The following is a 20315-nucleotide window of genomic DNA, read 5'->3' on the forward strand; positions in this document are numbered from 1 at the left end:
AATATGAATGGATTGAATTTAGCGCCTATAAAGACCGAAAGAGCCTCCTCGCTTACGTTAAAAAAGTGCTGGACAATTTTGGAGGCGAGTATGTAATTAATTTTGCCTAGGTACTTATTTTTGGGGAGATTGAGTAATAATTGCATCAACTGGTATGGCCAAACCACACTCTACTTCGATGGCTGATTCAATATCTGAATCGTATTGACGCGCATTCTGAAAAATAGTAGGTGAACCTTCACAGATATGAAATCTAGACTCCAGAAGATTAATCAATTTATCAGCATCTTTTGATGAATTCATACTGCTCAGGGTATAAACCCTTTGAACGCACGGCCTAGTTATATAAAAAATTATTTCTTGAGATTGATGGGGACTTTTAATAACCTCCCAAAGCTTCCTACCCGACTCACATGATTTATTACCTGTACGATTAAGCAATATTTCTGTGATTAAATCTTGGTCAATTAAAACTTTCATTAGTTACACTCCTCTCTACTGATATATTCGGAGTTAACTTTTTTCTCTATTACTTCAACAGGATTTTCAGTACCCATAAGTTTAAATAAATCATCTATTTCTGGGATATTTGGATGAGTAAAACTATCCAAATCTACTGAAGTATTATCGATTAACCCAGCAACAGCATCAAGATAATCATTAAGTTCCATTTTGTGAGCTTGGGCAAATAAATTAAGGGTTTCTACCTTTGTTCCTTCTCCCTGTTCAATGCGTCTCACTTGACGCTCGGATACTCCTATAATATCTGATTGTCGCAGTTGATGCTGTTTGCGTAAAGAGGCAATCGCTCGACCAAAAATCTGATCATGTTTTAATTTAATCGCTGCAAACTTTTGTTTTGCTACTGGTTCAATCACACTCAAAAAAGCCGCTATATCAAGATGAATGTCCACGGCTCGCCAATGAATATAACTACCATCTTCTGCTATAATAAACTTCTCTCTTTCTTCTAGAGGAATACGCTGTAAAGCTGGCATAGATGCAAAGGGAATTTCTAGCTCATCGAAATCACAGCGACTGATTAATAAACTTTCCTCAATAACTAAAGCTCTGGCGATTAAATGCTCTTGCGCTCCCCAACTCCAAGCATTAATCACCCTTGTCGGTAAAGTAAAATCTCGATAAACGAGGGTATTTCGCAGGGTGCGTAAATTGGCCTTTTTAAATAGTTGCGGCAACCAGATAGAATCAATGTCTGCTCGGATAAAAAGACCTCGCAGATGATGTTTATCATTAGCATTTCTGGCAATATCTGACACTGCCTTTAAACTGGTCAAAGAAGTACAAATAAAGATGTTTTTTAAGGAATCAATATTCTTTAAATCTGGTAAGGAAAGAATCTGCACAGATTGAAACTCTGGCAAGAAATGATAAATTTCTTTATCCTCAATTATAACAGTAATTTCTGGCTTATTTAACATGATTAATTCTCCCGGGTACAGACCTTTGCCTCCCATTCAATTAGGAGCGCAGAACGATTCGCTAAAACGTGGTCAAGAATTTGCTTTTTTTCCTTACTAGATATTTTGGCATTGGCGGGCCATTTCACCTGAAAATTTAGACCATTTTCTTGATTACAAAGTAAGAAAAAAACTCTAATTTCCCATTGGCCCGGTTTACGAACATGAAAATGAGGTGGCAAATGATCGTGAGAATTGAAAAACAGATCTAAGCCATCTAAATTAAAGGATTCCACCTTGCCCAAATCTTCACCTCGCCTACCTCAACTCTGGTCACTTAATGCCATTATACACTTAACCAGACATTTTGTCCTTAAATTCTGAAATATAATGTCTGCTTAACCTAGAACGATCAAAGCGTTAGATTAGAGAGAGTCCTTTTTTGAGAGATATTTAAACCTGATGGTCTGGCCTTTTAAACCGAAAACCCGCAAACAAATCGCTCGAATAGAAATTACAGGTGCAATTGCCTCCGATACCCGCAAAAGGGTCTTAAAAGCCCTAGAAATCGTCAAAGAAAGGCAATATCCCGCCCTACTTCTCCGTATTGACTCCCCCGGGGGAACCGTGGGGGATTCCCAGGAAATTTATGAAGCATTGAAGCGGTTACAAAAAACCACGAAAATAATCGCTAGTTTTGGCAATATTTCCGCCTCTGGCGGCGTTTATATCGGTATGGGGGCTAATTATATTATGGCTAACCCCGGCACGATTACCGGCTCGATCGGTGTTATCCTGAGAGGGAACAATCTAGAAAGATTGTTAGATAAGGTGGGAGTTTCGTTTAAAGTGATTAAATCGGGCCCTTATAAAGATATTCTCTCCTTCGATCGAGAATTAACTGATGAAGAAGAAAGAATTCTTCAGGATATGATCGATACCAGTTATCAGCAATTTCTGCAAACCGTCGCCGGAGCGAGAAATTTAGATGTCAATCAGGTGAAAAGTTTTGCCGATGGGCGCATTTTTACCGGTCAACAGGCGTTAGAATTAGGAGTCGTTGATCGCTTAGGAACCGAGGAAGATGCCCGACTTTGGGCGCTAGAATTGGCAGGATTACCCCCAGATAAAACTAAATGTCAGACTATCGAAGAACCGAAACCCCTCCTTAGTCGTCTGACGGGCAATCGTTCCCAAATACCCCCAGGATTACAAAAAACCCTACAGCGTCTAGAATTTGAATTAGAAGTTAACGGACAACTATTGTGGTTATACCGACCCTGATGACCAGATTAAAGTCGAGAAAAAGGGCGCGTTAACCCCTAAAATTGACTCATCAGGATTATCGGAGGATAACAATCGTGCAGTGGAAGGTTCGAGCCATTCGGGGAGCAACGACGGTAACGGTTAATACTATTGAAGCTATACGAGAAGCAGTAACAGAACTCCTCGAAGCGATCGAAATTCACAATAGTCTCGATCCCGATGATATTGTTAGTATTATCTTTACGGCAACTCAGGATTTAGACGCGATTTTCCCCGCTGCTATCGCTCGCGAACGTCCCCATTGGCAAAATGTCCCCCTCCTCGATGTGCAACAGATGCACGTCGCTGGTAGTCTGGAAAAGTGTATTCGCGTAATTCTTCACGTTAATACTCCCAAACTACAAGGGGAAATGCAGCACGTCTATCTCCAGGGGGCGAAAAATCTTCGCCCCGATTGGCAGATTTCTCCAGTAACTATTAATCGCTAAAATCTTCCATAACTGACTAAATCCCCATTTCCGACAGCCAACTCAAAATTAATTGATTAACTTTTTCGGGATGTTCATCGTGGGGACAGTGACCGGCTTTGGCAATCGGATAAAATTGGGTATTATTGCCCATTTTAGCTCTTTCTTGGTAAATTACCGAACCAGCGATCGGTGTCCAAGGGTCATCCTCTCCCCAGAGTACCAATAAAGGGCGATCGATTGGCGGTAATAATTCCTGGGGAGAAGGTCCAGGGGGTGCTGTCAACACCGATGCGAACACTCCCCACGCACCCGCATCACAGGAGGGTTGATAGAGAATTTCGACTAATTCCTCGGTAATCGCAGTATGGTCGCGATAAACCTGTTTTAAGGTGTTCCGGATGCGATTTTTCTGTCTTACCTGTTCAAAAATAAACTTTCCTGTCACCGGAGAACTAACTAAACCGGTAAAGGCAGCCATGATTAAACGCAAGGGGAAATTTAATTCTTCGGGACGATGGTTTAATCCTCCCGCACAGTTGATAATTACTCCTGCGGCAGTGATTTCGGGAGATTCTGCCATCAGCATTAAGGCAATCAGTCCCCCGATGGAATTACCGACAAATACCGTCGGTTTTGCGATTTTTTCCCGCCAAAAGTCTTGTATTTGCTGCTGCCAAAGGTTGAGACTATAATCTAAAGCGGGCTTATCCGCACCCCCAAATCCCAAGAGATCTAGGGCATAGACTTGATAGCCATTTTCCGCTAAAACGGGGATATTTTTGCGCCAATGACCGATAGATGCCCCAAAACCGTGAATTAATACTAGGGGTTGTCCTTCTCCCCGCACAGTGTAGGGGATGGTGTGACCTTGCCATGTCCAAGACAATTGCTCTAAGCTAGTGGCAGTGAGGGGCGATTGTAGTGCCATTGTATGAAGTTTTATTAAGTGATATTTAAATTATAGAGTAAAAATCAGTCGAGAATTTATGCCACAACGCCGGACTTTTACCAATAACTCGATGACAATTTCCTATTTACAATGGAGCGATCGAGGTATGCCTCTACTATTATTGCACGGCATGGCGGATCATGCTCTGGTTTGGTCAAGTTTGGGCGATTATTTACGCTCAAATTATCAAGTTATTGCCCCAGATTTGCGGGGACATGGGGAAAGCGGTAAACCAACAACCGGTTATCACTTTCAGGATTATATCGGCGATTTAAGGGCTTTAATTAATCATTTAGGTTGGACGCAAGCACATATTTTAGGTCATTCTTGGAGTGCTAAAATAGCGGCGATTTGGGCAACTCAACAGCCAGAAGTATTTAAGAGTTTAATTTTAGTCGATCCCTTTTTTATCGATAAAATGCCTAGTTGGATTAGGATAACTTTTCCAATTCTCTATCAGGTTTTGCCTTTTTTAAAGATTACTCGTTCTTTTGATAGTTATCAGAGCATAGAAGCGATCGCTCGTCAATTAAAATAATATAAAGGTTGGTCAAATTTACAGCAAGAGGTGTTTAAAAATGCCATCGAACAAAAAGCTGATGGCAGTTGGAGCAGTAAATTTACTTTATCGGCACGCGGGGAAATTTTTGAGGATGTCATGGGGTTTGCTGGATTAACTAAAGCTTTAGATATTCCCAGTTTATTGATCCTTCCCCAACAGGGATTAAATCGCACTGCTTGGCAAATTCAATCCTATAAAAAGTATTTAACTTCTCTAGAGATTAAAAAGATACCGGGTAATCATTGGGCATTTTTAGGGGAACCTGAAACTTTTAATCAAGCGGTGGCTGAGTTTTTATCTGTTCGGGAAAATGACGATGTTTAATTAGAAGGTAATTGAGCTCATTTTAAGCTGGATTACGCTGCCCTAAGTAGGTAGGTATTAAAAACTTTCAGATTCCCCCCTTATCAAGGGGGGATCAAGGGGGAATCGGCACCCCCCTTATCAAGGGGGGATCCCCCCGCCTACCGGCACCCCCCTTATCAAGGGGGGCAGGGGGGATCAAACCTAAAATCCATTTTTAATTTAATTATAACCAGCTACTTAACACCCTAATTTCATATAAATTTCTTCGGCAATATTCCTGCTACCTCCAGATTCTCCCACTCTAATTTTACCGTTCTCTAAACATCTATGTAAATACTGAGAATCTGCCAAAATATCGACAATTTTAACCGCAGCATTTTTAAATAAATTCACCTCCGTGGGTTTCTTTCCAATAGTTATCACCGATTCCCCTAATAAGCGCATTTGTGCCTCAGCAAAAGGGTAGGTAAATTGGGGTCCAAATCCGGGTATTTGTAGGACGGGTTTTCCTAATCCTACCGCTTGTTCTACTGCTGTCCCCGCCATGGCTAAACAAGCGTCACAATGGTGTAGAATATCGGCAAAAGCATCACGATAACAGCACAATAAAGCCCCATTTTTCTCTAGTTTTCCCGCTCCTAAATAATGCCATCCCTCTTGTTTAGCCAAATTTTCTAAGTCGGTTTCTCTGATGCTAGGAATGATAGCAGCCCGAAACTGCATCGGTTTAATTTTAACTATTTCCTCACAGACTTGTAACTGTAAAGCTAAATTACTCAAAGCTTCGGGTAAACGACTCCCCGCTAATAAAGCAATCATGGGAATTTGACTATCTAATTCTAAATCTTTACCCGTTGGTGTTAAGACATCCATAATCGGATAACCAGCAAAAATCGCTTTTTTAATACCCCGATTTTGTAGGTCTGTTGCTGTATATTTATCTCTGGTAAAAACCCTTAAACACTTGTCTGATCTTAAACATAATTCTGTCAGTAAAGGTAATTTAATTGTACCTTCGTAATAACTGGAAGTAGAAACAATAAAAGCCACAAAAGGACGACCAGTTAAACCAGCGATCGCAATCGGCACAATATCCCCCACTGCTATCAATAAATCACAATTCTTGCTAACTTTAAAAGCTGCCTGAATTTGTTTAATAGTTAGACCGATTAATCCCGCCCCAATATCTTTAATCCAATTAAAAGGATTGGTATAAATAATTCCCCCCGATGGCATAGTGGCAGTGGGGGCAATAATTGGTACTGGCAATTTTTGATAAGCTTTTCCCTCTCCCACTAAAGGCAAAGCAGCTATAGATAATTGGGGCTGAATTTTTTGTAATTCTCCCACAATTAAACTAGCATTTAAATCCTCACCATGACCATTACTAAGAAATAAAACCTGTTTAAGCATCGATTTCGTATCCTCTATATTCCCTTGCCGCCAAAGAAACTGCCACCGTCACCGATTTTGCTTCTATTTGCTTGCTGACTAGCAAAATCTCGCCCATTTTTAAAGCGGCGGCTTCGGCGACGCTAGGAGTTCCCCCTTGCTTGTTGACAATGGCTGAGGGATTGGGGACATTAATATCTCTCAACTCCTCGGCAGTAAAAGTTTTTAGGGGCAATCCTTTCTCCTGACAGTAGGTAATTAAACCCCGTTCATCAGCTTTGATGTCAAGGGTGGCGATACCAGCAATAGCGGCTAAAGAGAGGTGATAACGCTTAAAAACATCCCTAATTGCCCTATCTATGACCGCTTTCTCCGTGCCCTGGATGCAACCTATGCCTAGCCATAATACTCGTCCATGGCACTGCACTTTTACCCCGGAAGAATCGGCGGGTGGGTGGAAAGCAGGGGAAGCGCCAGTCATCATCGGTGTTGCCTCTAATTGTTGCGGGATTAGGGTTGCCAACGGGGAGAATCACCTTGGGGCTGTTTGGTAAGCTAAAAAACAGTTAAGAGAACGTTCGTAAATTAATGTAAAGAAGATGGATTGTTTCTCGCCGCTCCCCGATACCTTTTTAACAGGATTTAGTTTAATACACTTGTGCTAATAGGGCGCAGATTCTGCGCCCTAGATAGCTTACTATCCTAGCGGGTTAAGGCCGCGCCTCTTGCGTATAAAGTGCGGGCATAATCGGTCCAAGTACCCTGGCCCCAATAACGGAAACAACTGGTTTGCACGAGCAAATTATAAAGTAGTGCCTCCAGATAATCCGGTCGTCGGGTGAAGCTAGGATCCGCCTGTACTAAAGGATCATATTTCTCGTGGAATTGAGCGCTTAATTGGTTCATCGGTTCGAGGACATTTTCGTAACCGCGCACCCAACTGAGATCATTTGTCCAAGAGGCCCCATCCATGCTAAAACGGTGGTCGGTCTGTTTTAACTCAACGATCGCCTGTTCTACCGCTTCTGGGGTAGCGGCATCCGGATTAACTCGCTGCCAGATTTTATGCTGGTGTACGGCTTGAATTGGGGGATAATCTTGGGGATTAACGCCAGCAGCCTCGATTAACTCCAGATATTCCGTGCCGTTAAATCCTGCCACACTGGAACCCCCCTGCATTTCCCGCCAAGGATTGGGAAAATCGCGAGGAAATTCATTCATCATCACGCCACCATTTTCACCGTCGGCAATCTGGGAACCTAAGGAAGGAACCCAAACGCCGCCGATTTGCTGTTTACTGCGGCATTTGGCCTCGTGGTAGGGTTGCATTTGGGCGACTAATTTGGTGTCAGAACCCTGGGTTTTAATCAAAGCAGTAATCGCAATCACTTCACCGCGAGAATTACAGGCCACCAGGCGATTAGGAATATATTTTTGTTCCTGACTCAATCCCGAACCGTCGAGATTTTCCACCGAGTGTTCCTGTACCAATAACCAACGATAGCCGCATTCTTTCAGAGCTTTAATATACTCGTAGAGGGTATCGGGATGGTTAGGAAGGTGCATTTCCGGGGGAGAGAACCCTTTGACTCGTTTCAGAGCATCCGGGCCAAAAATCGAGGCAAAATAGGTTTGCCATGCTTGCATCTGTAATTTTAGATCGGGAATCGGTGTGGAAGGAGCCACCGCATGACTCCACATTGTCCCCAACCATTCCACATAGGGTTGATATTGACTGTTACAGGTGATTAATTTGAGTTTATCGAGGATATCCTGCCGTCCCATCTGCACCAAACCCCAGAGGAGATTGCCGGAATAATCGAGCATAATCCGGGGATTACAGCCTTCCGCCACCAATTCCGGGATAAAATCACCCATGCGACTGTAACACCAGGCAAAAACGCTGGCATTATGATTATCGCCATCCCCAAGATTTTCGAACATATGCTGGAGATTGCAGATTAATTCCCCGTTAACACCCGCCGGGATAGTGGGTTGGTGCATATGCAAGGCACAGGCAAAACCAGCCTTAATATTGTCTAATTTGAGATTTGTTGTCGGTAAAAAGATCGGATCATCGTGATTAACAATCGCTGCGATTTCCTGTTCCCAACCGCAAATAGTTGGTAGTCCGGGGCGTATTTCCGTGATAGGGTTCGATTTCGATGATACGGGTGTAGCGATCATAATTTTTCAGGCGAATAGATTGAGAGAGTTTGTCCCCACTCTCCCAGGGACAACTTTTTTTTACTGGCAACAGGTCACTCCTGACTGTTCACTGCTAACTGAGCTAAGAGTGCGGACTTGATCCTATCCCATTTATACTGGGAGTAACCCCCTCCAGACACAAGCCTTCGTAACTCGTTAAAAATCAAGATGATTCTTTACTGAACTTAACCGATCCTCGCACTATGATACAAACAACTATCCGCCCTTTTACCTGTAACCTTTAACCATGTTCTCGGCGACTACCGAAATTCTTGTTATCTTCTTCCTCATCCTCCTCAATGGAGTCTTTGCTCTCTCGGAAATTGCCATTGTCTCGGCCCGCAAAGTCCGTTTGGAACAATTAGCCAGAGATGATCGACGGGCGGCGGTGGCCTTAAAATTGGCCAATGATCCCAATCAAATTTTATCGACGGTGCAGATTGGCATTACCCTCGTGGGTATCTTTGCCGGGGCCTACGGAGGAGCTAATTTATCGGTCAGTGTGGCGCAATTATTGGCGCAAGTTCCTGTTTTAGCCCCCTATAGTCAAGCTTTGGGATTAGGATTAGTGGTGTTAATTATTACCTATCTATCCCTAGTGGTGGGGGAATTAGTGCCGAAACGGTTAGGTTTAAGTAATCCAGAAAAAATCGCTATCCTCGTTGCTGATCCTCTGAATAGGTTATCCAAAATTGTTTCGCCCGTTGTCCATCTTTTGAGTAAATCGACTAATCTGATTCTCGGTTTGTTGGGGATTAGCGGTAATAATAATGATTCCCCAATTACGGAAGAAGAATTGAAAATTATGCTTAAACAGGGAACCGAAGCGGGAACCTTTGAGGAAGCAGAACAGGATATGGTGGAAAGGGTGTTAGGATTGAGCGATCGCCGAGTAAGTCAGATTATGACCACGCGTCCGGATGTTGTTTGGTTAGATTTGGAAGATAGTGCCGAAATTAATCGCCAGAAGCTAATTGAGAGCAATCATACCCGTTTTCCTGTGTGTCAGGGCAGTTTAGATGAGGTTTTGGGGGTAATTGAAGTCACAGACTTATTGGCCGATTGTTTAACCGGTGAAAGTTTCGACCTAACGAAGGATTTACAGCAGCCGCTTTTTGTGCCGGAAAGCACTAGGGGTTTAAAAGTTTTAGAATTAGTGCAGCAAAGTGGTCATCATATTGCCTTGGTAGTGGATGAGTACGGGGTGATTCAAGGATTGGTGACGCGCCAGGATATTTTAGAGGCAATTGTCGGCGATTTACCCCAATTAGATAATATTGAAGATGCACAGATCGTGCAGCGGGAAGATGGTTCTTGGTTGATTGATGGCACAGTGGCGATCGAAGATTTTAAAGAATTATTTGAAATCAGTGAATTACCGGGGGAAAAACAGGGCAATTATCACACTTTAGGGGGTTTTATTATTACCCATCTTGGTAGGATTCCGGGGGCTGCCGATCATTTTGAATGGCAAAGGTTGCGTTTGGAAGTGGTGGATATGGACGGTAATCGCGTCGATAAGGTGTTAGTAACGCTCTTGTTGGATGATTTGTAAGTAAGTAGCTGGTTATATAGCGTTTCCTAAGCTGGTGAGGTACGCCTATTTTTCTTCCCTTTTGCCTAAAACCCATAACTTTTGTACCTCAGCAGACGGAAAAACGCTATATAACACCTAACAGCTGATGAGATGCACCCGAAGGGACTATTTTTGCAAGCTTGAGCGGCCAAGTCATTAGCCACTTTTGCCACAAACCCCTAAGTAGCATCATGCTCAACGGATTTAGGATGATTATTTTTCTAGTCCGAAAAGCTCGCTCTTGAAAAAGGGGACAATTGTTAATTATTATTAAAAGTATATTTACTAATTAACCAAAATACCAGTGAAACTAGCTCAAGCTCAGACGATATTAACAGACACTTTAACCGTATTTTGGGGAGAATGGCTAGATTTACGGGCGAGAGTCCTTCAGATCGCCGCCACCGGTCTAGTTTCTCCCCTAATCTATATTATCGGTTTCGGGTTGGGGTTGGGAAGCGCCCTCGATCGCTCGATGAAACCCTCGCTCGGCGATTCTCATCTAGAATTTATTTTACCCGGAATGGTAGCCCTGTCCTCAATGGCGATCAGTTTCGGGGGAACCACCTTTTCCATCTGTGGCGATCGCTTATTTAGTAAAACCTTCGAGGAATTATTATTACTTCCCGTCCATCCCCTCTCATTATTTTTAGGCAAAGTTTTCGCGGGAATTTTGCGCGGTGTAATGACTTCTGCATCGGTGATTCTCATTGCTATCTTATTTACAGGAAAATTTGCCAGTTTTCTCAATCCCCTCTTTTTATTAGTTTTAATCTTAAATTGTGCCGTCTTTGCCAGTTTAGGGGCAATTGTTGGATTGCGAGTTCAATCCCTCGAAAGTGCCAGTCTCTATAATAACTTTTTAATCGTGCCGATGTCTTTTTTAGGAGCAACTTTTTTCGATCCCCAAACCTTACCCTGGGCATTAAAAATTATTGTTTATGCCTTGCCCCTCACCTATGCTAGTTTAGGATTAAGAGCCGCAGCCTACGATATTAATCAATTTCCTTGGTTCGCTATCCCCATTTTATTAATCGTCGCTATTCTTCTCTCGATTGTCGGTGCTTATCAATTCTCCCATCAACGGGATTAAATCAGTAATCAGTAATCAGTTATCAGTTATCAGTTAAGTACCCAGGCAAAATTAATTAAACATATCTAACTACCTCTTGCCTTTTGCCTCTTGCCTTTTGCCTATCTTCACTAGGAAATTTATTTTACACGACTACTTATCTCCTGACTCCTGACTCCTATCCCCTGACTCCTGACTCCTATCTCCTGACTTCTTTTTCCCTTGAATAAATATATCCTTTTTTATAAACCCTACGATGTATTATGTCAGTTTACTGATGAAAATGGGCGCTCGACTTTAAAAGATTATATTCCCATCCCGAATATCTATTCTGTCGGTCGTTTAGATAGGGATAGCGAGGGATTATTATTACTTACAGATAACGGTCAATTACAGCATCGTTTAGGTCATCGTCAATTTGCTCATCCGCGCACCTATTGGGTACAAGTCGAAAGAATTCCAGACCTAAACGCTTTAGAAAAATTGCGTCAAGGTCTTCATATTCAGGATTATCGCACTCGACCAGCAATAGTTAATTTACTAGATTTTGAACCAGATTTACCCCCCAGAGAGCCACCGATTCGTTATCGAAAATCTGTTCCCACCGCTTGGTTAGAAATTACCTTAACTGAGGGGAGAAATCGTCAGGTAAGACGGATGACGGCTGCCGTTGGTTATCCCACTTTAAGATTAATTAGAACAGCCATTACTATTGATAAAAACAATAAATTATGCTTAACAGGATTACAACCCGGTCAATGGCGAGAAGTAACTGAAAAAGAGAGAAAAGCCTTGGAAAAATTGTAGATCAAATTATTGATAAATCAGCTACAGATTCTCATTTTTAAAAACTTCAAACACCTGCCGGCTGAAATATTTTAACTTATCAGCCACCTTAGGAGAGGGTTGATAATTGCCGACTAATTGCCAATTTTCCACCGTAGATAGTCGCCAAGCGGTTCCTTGATGGTTAAAAGCCTGCATTTCTAAGCCAATCAAACGCTGATGCTGATCCTCGCTATCGAGATGAAAACGAATTTGTACCAGAATACTGCGCCCTTGAATTCTGGGACTCCAACCGGGAAAATGGAAAGCGATATCGATCGAGTCGGGATCCGTTAACTCCCTTGTGTGGGGATCATTGCGCCAAGGTTTCAGATCTGCCTTTGCATCGGGGAATTGTTGTTTAAACAGGTTGACGAGTGTGGCGATCTTCGCCGTTAATTCTAATCCTTTTGCCTGTTCCGACGCATTCATGCTCACCTCTGATAATTGCTTATAAAGTAACTATTTATACAGTTTAGCCCTGCTTTTTGCGACTATTGGGACAATTATAACGATATTTTCTCGATCGAGTCCAAAATGCCGCACCTGTCAATCCAGATAGCCGCTGCCAAAAAGACAAAATCAAAACTACACTAGAAAATAGGATAATCGAGAGGAACAGTATTTTCTATGAATCCCCAAGAGTCTCTATTACAATCGATCGAAAAATTAGGCTATCGGGTTACGGTGGGTGATGTGGCGGCAAAATCAGGTTTAGAGATTAACGCTGCACAACAGGGATTATTAGCTTTAGCTGCGGAAGCGGGGGGACATTTACAGGTAGCAGATACGGGGGAGATTATCTATCTTTTCCCCGAAAATTTTCGGTCGATTCTTCTGAATAAATATTGGCAATTGCAGTTAAAAGCTTTCGGGAGTAAAATCTGGAAAGTAGTTTTTTATGTTATTCGCATTTCCTTCGGCATTGTTTTAATTATTTCGATTTTAATCCTCTTGCTGGCTATCCTAGCGATCCTGATCGGCTTAATGTTCAAAGATAGTGACTCGGATAACAATTCGGGAAATAATAACATTAATATTAACTTCTTTCCCACGGACTTTTTCTGGATTTTTTATCCCGATTTTGGTAATAACTACTACGAAAGAAGAGATCGGGAAGTTAAGGCAGACAAACCCCCTAGTAAGATGAATTTTCTCGAGGCAGTTTTTTCTTTTCTTTTTGGCGATGGCGATCCTAATTTTAATTTAGAGGAGAGACGCTGGCAAATTATCGGTAAAGTAATTCAAAATAATCGTGGCTCGATTATCGCTCCACAAATTGCCCCCTATCTCGATAGTATTACCCCCAGTCATGAGGAGACAGAAGATTATATACTACCAGTTTTAACTCGCTTTAATGGATTGCCGCAAGTGTCTGATCGAGGCGATATTATCTATTATTTTCCTGATCTACAGGTGACAACCAAAGAGAGAAAACTACAAACAGTTTCCCCCTATCTAAAGGAAAAACGCTGGAAGTTTAGCGAAGCAGATAGCGGTCAAATTATCCTAGCTTTAGGTTTAGGGGTGGTTAACTTTATCCTCGCTTTAGTTTTAGGATCTTTGCTCAACAGTGATAGTGTGGATTTGAGCGGTTCTCTGGGGTCAATAGTCACAGGAATCTACGGTTTTCTCCTCAGTTATGCCGGTGCTTTTTTGGGGATTCCCCTCGGTCGTTATTTCTTTTTACAGTGGAGAAATGAGCGGGTTAATCAACGCAATCAACAGCGAGAAAAAAGAGCAGACCTATTAGCACAAAATAATCCTGAATTAGAGCAAAAACTGGCCTACTCTCGTCAATTTGCTGACCAAAAAGTGATTACAGATGCTGATATTAGTTATTCTACGGATCAAGACTATCTCGAACAAGAGATCGAGCGCTCCGATAAAATCGATCGAGAATGGCAAAAACGCTTAGAATCCCCCGATTAATCGCTTTTGCGGTGTGGGAAGTCATTCTGTTATTCTGACTTCCCCGACCGACTCCTAACCCCACCAACAAACTTTTTCAGAACGTAGGTTGGGTTGAAGCATGAAACCCAACGCCCGCATGGGTTACGCTACCGCTAACCCATCCTACAAATAATTGTGCCTCCCTACTCAACTTAAACGATCGAGAGTGCGATACTGAATTGCTTCGGCAACGTGGGAACTTTTCAGCATTTCACTATCTCCTAAATCGGCAATGGTGCGGGCAACTTTGAGAATGCGATCCATTGCTCGGGCCGATAAACCCAATTTTCGGATTGCCCCTTCTAAAATATGGCGACTGCTCTGATCAAGAGCGCAAAAACGCCGCAAATGCTCGGAATTCATCTCCGCATTAGAGCGAATCCCCGTATTCTGAAAGCGATCGCTGGCCTTTTGCCGGGCCCTTTGTACCCGTTGCCGCACTTGCTCAGAAGCTTCTCCCCGACTCTCTTGGGTCATTTCTTCCGGTTTCAGGCGATTTACCGTCACTTGTAGGTCAATACGGTCTAAAAGCGGCCCCGATAATTTCGCCCAATATTGTTCCCGTTGTCGCGGGGAACAGCTGCAGGGTTGCACCGAATCGCCGTAATAACCACAGGGACAGGGATTGGTACTGGCCACCAAGGTAAAACGGGCCGGAAAAGCGACGGAAAGACGAGTGCGAGAAATGCTCACATAACCATCCTCTAGGGGTTGTCGGAGATATTCCAAGACACTGCGCTTAAATTCCGTTAATTCGTCCAAAAATAAAATACCACGGTGGGAAAGGGAGATTTCCCCCGGTCGGGGATAAGTGCCACCTCCCACCAGCGCCGCTCCGGAAGCGGAGTGATGGGGACTGCGAAAAGGACGCTCGCGCACCAGGGAACCTCGATCTTTCAGTAATCCAGCGACGGAATGAATCTGGGAGACTTCTAGGGATTCGGCAAAGGTAAGCTGGGGCAGAATTCCGGGTAAACGTCGCGCTAACATGGTTTTACCGCTACCCGGTGGCCCGACAAAAATTAGGTTATGACCTCCAGCTGCGGCAATTTCCAGGGCCCGCCGGCCAATTGCTTGGCCTTTGACATCCTTGAGATCGGGGAGATTTACCCGCGATCGCCCGAACTCCTCGGCAGCGTTAAAAGTCATCGGTGAATGGCGATCGGGTTCATTTAAGAAATTTACCACTTCCGATAGATGACGAAACCCATACACTTGTACGCCTTTGACCACGGCCGCTTCTTTGGCATTATCGGCGGGAACCACTAAACCCTTAATCCCCATTTTTTCGGCAGCGGCAGCAATGGGTAAAACCCCCGCCACGGGACGCAAACTACCATCGAGGGATAATTCACCTAAAAAGAGAAAATCCCCCAATAAATCGGCTTCTACCTGTTCGGAAGCCCCTAAAATGCCGATACTAATCGGTAAATCATAAATTGGACCCTCTTTGCGGATATCGGCAGGACTTAAATTGATGACAATTTTGCGGATGGGAAAGGCAAATCCGGCATTTTTTAGGGAAGCTTTTACCCTTTCTTTCGACTCCTGCACGGCGGTATCGGGTAACCCCACCACGGCAATTCCGGGTAATCCTCCCGATACATCCACCTCTACCCCGATTTTAATGGCATCGATGCCGATAATTGCCGCACTCCAAACCCTTGCTAACATTTTGGCTCAAGTAAAAATAAAGTGAGTTCTTAGGAAAATGAAACAGGATGTTAGGCTAGTTTTCCGCATAAAAATGATTTTATCTGGGAATTTACCCTGAAAATCAGCCTATTTCTCGGTATAAACTAGCCAGAAAAGCTGAGAGCTTAATGGTATAGTTGAAAAAAAAAGCAATTTGTCTATGAGCGAGACTATTTTTAGCAAAATTATCCGGAAAGAAATTCCCGCCTCGATCGTCTATGAAGATGATCTGGTTCTCGCTTTTCGAGATGTTAATCCCCAAGCACCCACCCATATCCTCATTATCCCCAAAAAACCGATTCCGAAACTAGAGGAAGCCAGCGAAAGCGATCGCAATTTATTGGGACATTTGTTACTAACTGTTAAAAAGGTGGCCGCCGAAGCTAAATTAAGTCAAGGTTATCGCGTGGTGATCAATAATGGGGAACATGGAGGTCAAACCGTCGATCATCTTCATGTCCATCTCTTAGGCGATCGCCCAATGGACTGGCCTCCGGGTTAAACCCTCTTATTTTCCCGCATTTTTGGGGAATTATAGAGCTAGAAGCGTTTTTTTCCTGAGTCGGTCTTCTCGATGTTAAACCCATGAATAGGTCTCTTTCTGCGATCGCTTTGTCCAGCACCCTGCTCTTATTTCCCTTCACCCCCACGACTCTCGCTCAATCGCAATGCTTTCTACCAGAATGTTTTCTACTATGCTTTCTCCAAAGAGCAGATGGACAACACATAGATCTTAGCCGTCTCTGTGGCGGTTCATCTAGAAATAGGAAAAATTCCCCGCAAGTTTATCAGCTACCGATTCAACGCCGGGTTAAAGGCATTCCCACGGTGATGGTAGTTTTTAATCACCGTCACTCCTATGAAATGCTTTTTGATACAGGTGCTAGTGGCATCGTCCTCACCGATGCCATGGCGAAAGCGATGAAAGTCAAACGGGAAAGGAAAGTAATCAATAATACCGCCGGCGGTGTCGTTACTGGTTATCTTGGTCGCATTAATTTTGTTAAAGCTGGCGAGATGACTTTATATAATCAGATTGTTAATATTTCTCCCCAAATGAAAGGGTTAGGACTCTTGGGACAAACCTTTTTTGGTTCCTATGATGTCACGATCAAAAAAGATGTGATTGAATTACGTTATCGTTGATAAGTAGCTGGTTATAATTAAATTAAAAATGGATTTTAGGTTCGATCCCCCCTGCCCCCCTTGATAAGGGGGGTGCCGATAGGCGGGGGGATCCCCCCTGCCCCCCTTGATAAGGGGGGGGAAAAATGCTCGCTTTCCTGACTTTAATCTAAAGTTCCTCGCTGTATTTGCTCCCGTTCGATCGCTTCAAATAGGGCCTGGAAGTTGCCTTCTCCAAAACCTCTAGCGGCATGACGGCGCTCGATTAATTCAAAAAAGAAAGTCGGCTGGGAAAAAATTGGTTTAGTGAAAATTTGCAGTAAAGTCGGCTTTTCTAATAGGGAATAACTATTTTCTTCAAAATCAATGAGAATTTCCTGTTTTTTAATTTCTAACCATTCCCAATCAGCAATATTAAAATCTTTTTTTTGATAGTCAATTTGTTGATAATAACTGTTGGGAACTGATAGAAATTCTACTTTCCTTTCTTTTAATTTTTGAGTTAATCTTAAAATATTTTCTGTTTTTAAAGCAATGTGTTGAATGCCAGATTTTTGATTAATATCTAAAAATTCTTGAATTTGAGAACTGTTACTATCTGGTTCATTAATTGGTAATTTTAATTCAGTTTCTGGGTGAACAAGTACCTGGGAATAAAGACCAGAACGCTCCGTTTTAATAGTAAAAGTTTGCCTTTTTTTAAAGCCTAAATTTTCCTCATACCAATTGGCTGTTAACTCTAAATTTCCCTGAAAAACATTTAAAACTAAATGATCAATTGCCAGAATATCCTGATTATATTGTTCCTTGCTATCATACTCAATCAGATTAGGATCGGCTAAAATTGGCGTGATTCCCTGTCTTTCAATTAACGTATGTTTGAGATTAGCAATGCTAGAGATTTGACAGCTTTTTATCTTACCCCTAGGCAAAACAGTTTCCTTGATCAAAATATCCTGTTTAATTCTCCTAGCTAAAGCGTCTAAATCCTCCACTTGAAAAGCTACATCCGCCACCCCTTCAGGATATTTACCTAAAAATTCCGCCACGGGACTAAGGGAATTTAAGGGAGAAGATAAGATAAAAATAATCTGTTTAGTTTTATCTTTTTGGATGCCATTGCCAACTATTTCCGTGTGCGTGTGGAGATTAACTAAACTTGCAATCGCCTGAAAATCCATCACCCGCACAAACCAATCTCGCCATTTTTTGGCCGATTCTACATAAAAATGAATATGATCAACAAACATAGATAAAGTCAAAAAAAGGGTTTTTTCAGTGAGCAGTAAACAGTGAAAATAAAACTCCGAACTTGCCACTTAATGCTATTCACTGATAACTGATAACTGATAACTGATAACTGAAAAAGCTGATGACTAAAAAAAGAGATGACTATCGGGTTGAATATTAATTTCCATGGGGACAGCTTGGGGTTCAGCATTCATGGCAAAATAGATAGCATCGGCGGCAGTTTGAGCGGTTAACATTTTATTGCGATCAACTTTTAAGCTCACCTGATCCCAAAAAGGAGTATCGACACCACCAAAATAGAATAAAGTCATTTTAATACCATAGCGTTTTAACTCATCGGCCAAACATTTACTAAAACCGACCACCCCGTACTTAGAAGCACAATAAGCGGCAGCCATAGCCATAGAATGCTTACCCAAAATTCCCACCACATTACAGATATGACCAGCCTTATTTTCCTTCATCACATTAGCCGCAGCCTGACAGGTATAAAAACTCCCCTTCAGATTGAGGTCGAGCATTTTATCTAAATCTTCCGGCGTGATTTTATTATATTGTTTCATCACACCGGCTCCGGCCGTATTAACCAACACATCCAACCGGCCGTAATGGGAGACAATTTTTTCCATCAAAGTTTCTACCTGAGTCGGATTGGTGATATCCGTCGGCACAATTAAAGAGGGACAAGGCAACTCACTGGCTAAATTAGATAAATTATCGGCATTTCTGGCCACTAATACGAGTTTATGACCATTAACAGCTAGTTTACGCGCTAAAGTGGCACCGATACCCCCCGTAGCACCGACAATCAGGACAACTTTTTCGCTCATAATTATTGATAATTCTTTACAAATCTTATTGTAAACTGTTCCGACTGGAAAATCATCGCCGGACTCAACCCCTTGATTAAGGGTTAGCCAACTTCTGATAGGATAAACCGTGACAATGTAAAGAAATTTTTATGACTGTACTGACTGAAGGAATCGCGCCCCACGGTGGGCAATTAATTAATCGTATTGCTACCGCTGCCGAAAAAGCAGAATTTCTAGCCCTAGCTGAAAAACTACCGCGAATTTCCTTAGATGAACGAGCGCTCTCGGATTTAGTTATGATTGCTATTGGTGGTTTCAGTCCCCTCAAAGGCTTTATGGAACAGGACGACTACGAAAAAGTCGTCGATGATATGCGTCTAATCAATGGTTTACCCTGGGCAATTCCCGTGACTCTTTCCGTTAGCGAAGAAGTGGCGGATCCCCTCAAAGAAGGCAACTGGATTCGTTTAGATGACAGCGAAGGTAACTTTGTCGGAGTCCTGGAACTAACCCAAAAATACCGTTACAATAAGGCCCACGAAGCAGTTAACGTCTATCGTACCGACGACCAGAAACACCCCGGGGTAAAAGTCCTCTATGAACAGGGAGAAATTAACCTCGCAGGTCCAATATGGTTACTTCAGCGCGATCCTCATCCTCAGTTTCCCAAATATCAGATCGATCCTCTGCAATCGCGCAAGATGTTCCACGAAAAAGCTTGGAAAACGATTGTCGGTTTCCAAACCCGTAATCCTATCCACCGGGCCCACGAATACATTCAAAAATGCGCCCTAGAAGTGGTAGATGGTTTATTCTTGCATCCTCTTGTCGGCGCTACCAAAAGCGATGATGTGCCAGCCGATGTGCGGATGCGTTGCTATGAGATCATGATGGATAAATACTTTCCCCAAGATCGCGTTATTCTAGCTATCAACCCCTCAGCTATGCGTTATGCCGGCCCCCGGGAAGCAATTTTCCACGCTATTATCCGTAAAAACTACGGTTGTACCCATTTTATCGTCGGTCGTGACCATGCCGGAGTCGGGGACTACTACGGAACCTACGATGCTCAGTATATCTTTGATGAGTTCGAGCCGGGGGAATTGGGAATCGTGCCAATGAAGTTTGAACACGCTTTCTACTGTATCCGCACTTCGGGAATGGCAACCACCAAAACTAGCCCCAGTTTACCGGAAGAAAGAATACATCTTTCGGGAACGAAAGTCCGGGAACTGCTGCGTAAAGGAGAATTACCACCTCCGGAATTCTCCCGTCCAGAAGTGGCTGCCGAATTAATCCGCGCCATGCAAGGATCTTGACATCCTCGCCGCCCTAAAAGTGCGGCGATTCCTAAACCTCACGATTTAAGTTTCTGCTTCCACCACCGTCGCATACCACAGTTAAAAAACCATGTACTGTCTTACACAGAGTC

At 42.9% G+C, this 20315-nt stretch carries 20 protein-coding genes and 2 pseudogenes; 11 read left to right on the forward strand and 11 right to left on the reverse strand.

What is annotated here, in order from left to right:
- Nucleotides 1–110 (forward strand): annotated as a pseudogene (locus EWV60_RS18470) (IS630-like element ISMae24 family transposase); the annotation flags it as partial.
- A 4-nt stretch (nt 111–114) separates the two neighbouring features.
- On the opposite strand, the gene EWV60_RS18475 reads toward EWV60_RS18470, so the two are convergent.
- The 3 genes from EWV60_RS18475 to EWV60_RS18485 are packed head-to-tail and all read right to left on the reverse strand — an operon-like array spanning nt 115 to nt 1717.
- Entirely contained in the window at nt 115–480 is a 366-nt protein-coding gene (locus tag EWV60_RS18475) for a hypothetical protein (RefSeq protein WP_287233923.1), read from the reverse strand.
- Nucleotides 480–1442 (reverse strand): hypothetical protein, encoded by a 963-nt coding sequence (locus EWV60_RS18480; RefSeq protein WP_287233925.1) that lies wholly within the window; start codon nt 1440–1442, stop codon nt 480–482. Before EWV60_RS18480 ends, EWV60_RS18475 begins: the two co-directional genes overlap by 1 nt.
- A 2-nt stretch (nt 1443–1444) precedes the next feature.
- Nucleotides 1445–1717, reverse strand: coding sequence for a DUF4160 domain-containing protein (locus EWV60_RS18485; RefSeq protein WP_223210775.1), 273 nt, complete (start codon nt 1715–1717; stop codon nt 1445–1447).
- 166 nt (nt 1718–1883) lie between these two features.
- Between EWV60_RS18485 and sppA the strand changes: the two genes are divergently transcribed.
- Both sppA and aroH read left to right on the forward strand, forming a co-directional pair.
- A complete protein-coding gene (gene sppA / locus EWV60_RS18490; RefSeq protein ID WP_002793030.1) occupies nt 1884–2705 on the forward strand; it encodes a signal peptide peptidase SppA in 822 nt (273 codons plus the stop codon).
- 68 nt (nt 2706–2773) lie between these two features.
- The gene (gene aroH, locus EWV60_RS18495; protein ID WP_287233945.1) at nt 2774–3175 is read left to right on the forward strand and encodes a chorismate mutase; all 402 of its coding nucleotides are present in this window, start codon (nt 2774–2776) and stop codon (nt 3173–3175) included.
- A gap of 16 nt (nt 3176–3191) precedes the next feature.
- Here aroH and EWV60_RS18500 read toward each other — a convergent pair whose 3' ends face one another.
- Nucleotides 3192–4085 carry an alpha/beta fold hydrolase gene (locus EWV60_RS18500; RefSeq protein ID WP_287233927.1) on the reverse strand — a complete coding sequence of 298 codons (894 nt, stop codon included), beginning with the start codon at nt 4083–4085 and terminating at the stop codon, nt 3192–3194.
- Between the two features lie 58 nt (nt 4086–4143).
- Here EWV60_RS18500 and EWV60_RS18505 point away from each other — a divergent pair.
- Nucleotides 4144–4992: pseudogene (locus tag EWV60_RS18505) on the forward strand (alpha/beta fold hydrolase).
- Between the two features lie 219 nt (nt 4993–5211).
- Here the strand turns inward: EWV60_RS18505 and EWV60_RS18510 are convergent.
- The 3 genes from EWV60_RS18510 to EWV60_RS18520 all read right to left on the reverse strand — a co-directional run bounded on the left by EWV60_RS18510 (nt 5212) and on the right by EWV60_RS18520 (nt 8553).
- Complete coding sequence (locus EWV60_RS18510) at nt 5212–6387, reverse strand: lipid-A-disaccharide synthase-related protein (RefSeq protein ID WP_287233928.1); 1176 nt, start codon at nt 6385–6387, stop codon at nt 5212–5214.
- Nucleotides 6380–6847: a cobalamin biosynthesis protein gene (locus EWV60_RS18515; protein ID WP_287233946.1), complete on the reverse strand. Its 468-nt coding sequence runs from the start codon at nt 6845–6847 to the stop codon at nt 6380–6382. Before EWV60_RS18515 ends, EWV60_RS18510 begins: the two co-directional genes overlap by 8 nt.
- Before the next feature lie 221 nt (nt 6848–7068).
- Nucleotides 7069–8553 (reverse strand): polysaccharide deacetylase family protein, encoded by a 1485-nt coding sequence (locus tag EWV60_RS18520; RefSeq protein ID WP_287233930.1) that lies wholly within the window; start codon nt 8551–8553, stop codon nt 7069–7071.
- Nucleotides 8554–8821: 268 nt separating this feature from the next.
- Between EWV60_RS18520 and EWV60_RS18525 the strand changes: the two genes are divergently transcribed.
- The 3 genes from EWV60_RS18525 (at nt 8822) to EWV60_RS18535 (ending at nt 12029) form a co-directional block, all read left to right on the forward strand.
- The gene (locus EWV60_RS18525) at nt 8822–10129 is read left to right on the forward strand and encodes a hemolysin family protein (protein WP_287233932.1); all 1308 of its coding nucleotides are present in this window, start codon (nt 8822–8824) and stop codon (nt 10127–10129) included.
- Between the two features lie 325 nt (nt 10130–10454).
- Nucleotides 10455–11243: an ABC transporter permease gene (locus tag EWV60_RS18530; protein WP_287233933.1), complete on the forward strand. Its 789-nt coding sequence runs from the start codon at nt 10455–10457 to the stop codon at nt 11241–11243.
- Between the two features lie 201 nt (nt 11244–11444).
- Nucleotides 11445–12029 carry a pseudouridine synthase gene (locus EWV60_RS18535; RefSeq protein WP_287233935.1) on the forward strand — a complete coding sequence of 195 codons (585 nt, stop codon included), beginning with the start codon at nt 11445–11447 and terminating at the stop codon, nt 12027–12029.
- A gap of 21 nt (nt 12030–12050) precedes the next feature.
- On the opposite strand, the gene EWV60_RS18540 is transcribed toward EWV60_RS18535, so the two are convergent.
- The gene (locus tag EWV60_RS18540; protein ID WP_045362028.1) at nt 12051–12479 is read right to left on the reverse strand and encodes a Tery_1686 family protein; all 429 of its coding nucleotides are present in this window, start codon (nt 12477–12479) and stop codon (nt 12051–12053) included.
- 198 nt (nt 12480–12677) lie between these two features.
- Here EWV60_RS18540 and EWV60_RS18545 point away from each other — a divergent pair, with 198 nt between their 5' ends.
- A complete protein-coding gene (locus EWV60_RS18545) occupies nt 12678–13979 on the forward strand; it encodes a hypothetical protein (protein ID WP_287233938.1) in 1302 nt (433 codons plus the stop codon).
- A 168-nt stretch (nt 13980–14147) separates the two neighbouring features.
- Here the strand turns inward: EWV60_RS18545 and EWV60_RS18550 are convergent, their stop codons facing one another.
- Nucleotides 14148–15674 carry a YifB family Mg chelatase-like AAA ATPase gene (locus EWV60_RS18550; protein ID WP_016516108.1) on the reverse strand — a complete coding sequence of 509 codons (1527 nt, stop codon included), beginning with the start codon at nt 15672–15674 and terminating at the stop codon, nt 14148–14150.
- Between the two features lie 181 nt (nt 15675–15855).
- Here EWV60_RS18550 and EWV60_RS18555 point away from each other — a divergent pair, with 181 nt between their 5' ends.
- Entirely contained in the window at nt 15856–16197 is a 342-nt protein-coding gene (locus tag EWV60_RS18555; protein ID WP_271936721.1) for a histidine triad nucleotide-binding protein, read from the forward strand.
- Nucleotides 16198–16280: 83 nt separating this feature from the next.
- Nucleotides 16281–16841, forward strand: a complete 561-nt coding sequence (locus EWV60_RS18560) for a retropepsin-like aspartic protease family protein (protein WP_287233942.1) — start codon at nt 16281–16283, stop codon at nt 16839–16841.
- A gap of 143 nt (nt 16842–16984) precedes the next feature.
- Here the strand turns inward: EWV60_RS18560 and hppD are convergent, their stop codons facing one another.
- The gene (hppD, locus tag EWV60_RS18565) at nt 16985–18070 is read right to left on the reverse strand and encodes a 4-hydroxyphenylpyruvate dioxygenase (RefSeq protein WP_024970264.1); all 1086 of its coding nucleotides are present in this window, start codon (nt 18068–18070) and stop codon (nt 16985–16987) included.
- A gap of 126 nt (nt 18071–18196) precedes the next feature.
- The gene (locus EWV60_RS18570) at nt 18197–18901 is read right to left on the reverse strand and encodes an SDR family oxidoreductase (protein WP_287233943.1); all 705 of its coding nucleotides are present in this window, start codon (nt 18899–18901) and stop codon (nt 18197–18199) included.
- 131 nt (nt 18902–19032) lie between these two features.
- Between EWV60_RS18570 and sat the strand changes: the two genes are divergently transcribed.
- Nucleotides 19033–20202: a sulfate adenylyltransferase gene (sat, locus tag EWV60_RS18575; RefSeq protein WP_287233944.1), complete on the forward strand. Its 1170-nt coding sequence runs from the start codon at nt 19033–19035 to the stop codon at nt 20200–20202.
- Nucleotides 20203–20315: the final 113 nt, after the last annotated feature.

This window comes from Microcystis sp. Msp_OC_L_20101000_S702, from assembly GCF_007095705.1.
Lineage (GTDB): Bacteria > Cyanobacteriota > Cyanobacteriia > Cyanobacteriales > Microcystaceae > Microcystis > Microcystis ichthyoblabe_A.